Below are 1,212 nucleotides of genomic sequence, written 5' to 3'. Positions count from 1 at the left end.
GTTCTTCAGGATCTATGCAGACTGGCTGGTTTAACGATGGTTCGGCTTGGTATTACGCCAATGCGAATGGCGGCATACAGACGGGCTGGCTGAACGACGGAGGTGCCTGGTACTGGCTGAACAGCTCTGGCTCCATGGCGACTGGCTGGGTTCCGGTGGGGGGCTCCTGGTATTTCTTCAGCGGCTCTGGGGTCATGCAGACTGGCTGGATTTCATCTGGTGGAACCTGGTATTTGCTGGGCGAGTCTGGCGCTATGACGACCGGCTGGGCCAAGGTGGGTGACTCCTGGTATCTACTGTCTGGGTCTGGCGCTATGTTGACGGGCTGGCAGATGATTAACGGTACCTGGTATTACCTTGATGCCAGTGGGGCCATGGTTGTTGGCTGGCGCTTTGTTGGCAGCAGCTGGTATTACTTTGACGCATTTGGCTCCATGGCTACTGGCTGGCGTCAGGCTGGTGACACGTGGTTTTACCTCGATGATAGTGGTGCCATGCGTACGGGGTGGCTGAAGACGGCGTCCGGTTGGTACTACCTTTCGGCTTCCGGCGAGATGGTAACAGGTGCTGTCCAGGTTGACGGTATCGACTACGTCTTCGATGATTCGGGACTGCTGGTAGACGGCAGTGAGAATGCCAGAACTTTCGTGAATGAGTTTGGGGAGCTCGCGGAGGGCCCGGCAGAAGAGGGCACCACGCTGGCTGAAGGCGTGGCGGATGCCGATGGCCTTGAGATGAGCGTGCTGCCAGCTGCATAGGCAACAAGCGGGGCGCGGACAAGATGGTCTTGTCTGCGCCTCTTTATGGGTCAGATGTTTGGGTTGAGTGGCAGCATGTGGTTTGTAATCGGTTAAGCGCTGGATTCGCGTACTTTGAAATAGAGGCTATCAACAGTAGAAACGTCGAGCATTAGGAGGTCACTATGTACTGGGAGTACGTCATCCTTGCGGATGATACACAGATTTCCTACGCGAACCCCAACGAGGACGGAACGCTGCCCATTTCGATCGAGCGCCCCAAAGATGGTGGCTTTGACTCTGCGCGCTGTCTTATGCCCTCGTACCGCTGGTCCGAGATTCATGGCTTTACTGGTGCTGAAATAGAGGGATATGAGAGGTTCCTGCGCAACAACGCTCCTCTCATTTTTGAGTTTGCCAAGCAGCCCGAGTCTGAGCGCATGGGGACTCTTCATGCCTAGAGTCATGATGTTTG

General features: G+C 55.7%; 1 protein-coding gene and 1 pseudogene. Both read left to right on the top strand.

What is annotated here, in order from left to right:
- Positions 1-758 (top strand): annotated as a pseudogene (locus tag Q4P78_RS09020) (hypothetical protein); the annotation flags it as partial.
- A 164-nt stretch (positions 759-922) separates the two neighbouring features.
- Positions 923-1,198 (top strand): hypothetical protein, encoded by a 276-nt coding sequence (locus Q4P78_RS09015; RefSeq protein ID WP_303340035.1) that lies wholly within the window; start codon positions 923-925, stop codon positions 1,196-1,198.
- Positions 1,199-1,212: the final 14 nt, after the last annotated feature.

The sequence above is a fragment of the Rothia sp. (in: high G+C Gram-positive bacteria) genome, assembly GCF_030540545.1.
GTDB lineage: Bacteria > Actinomycetota > Actinomycetes > Actinomycetales > Micrococcaceae > Rothia.
The sequence above is the reverse complement of the archived record's forward strand: the minus strand, read 5'-3'. Positions and strand labels throughout refer to the sequence as shown.

What these genes read in the sequence shown, in the direction of transcription:
- Q4P78_RS09015 (WP_303340035.1), top strand. Translation starts at nt 923, where the DNA reads ATGTACTGGGAGTACGTCATCCTTGCGGATGATACACAGATTTCCTAC.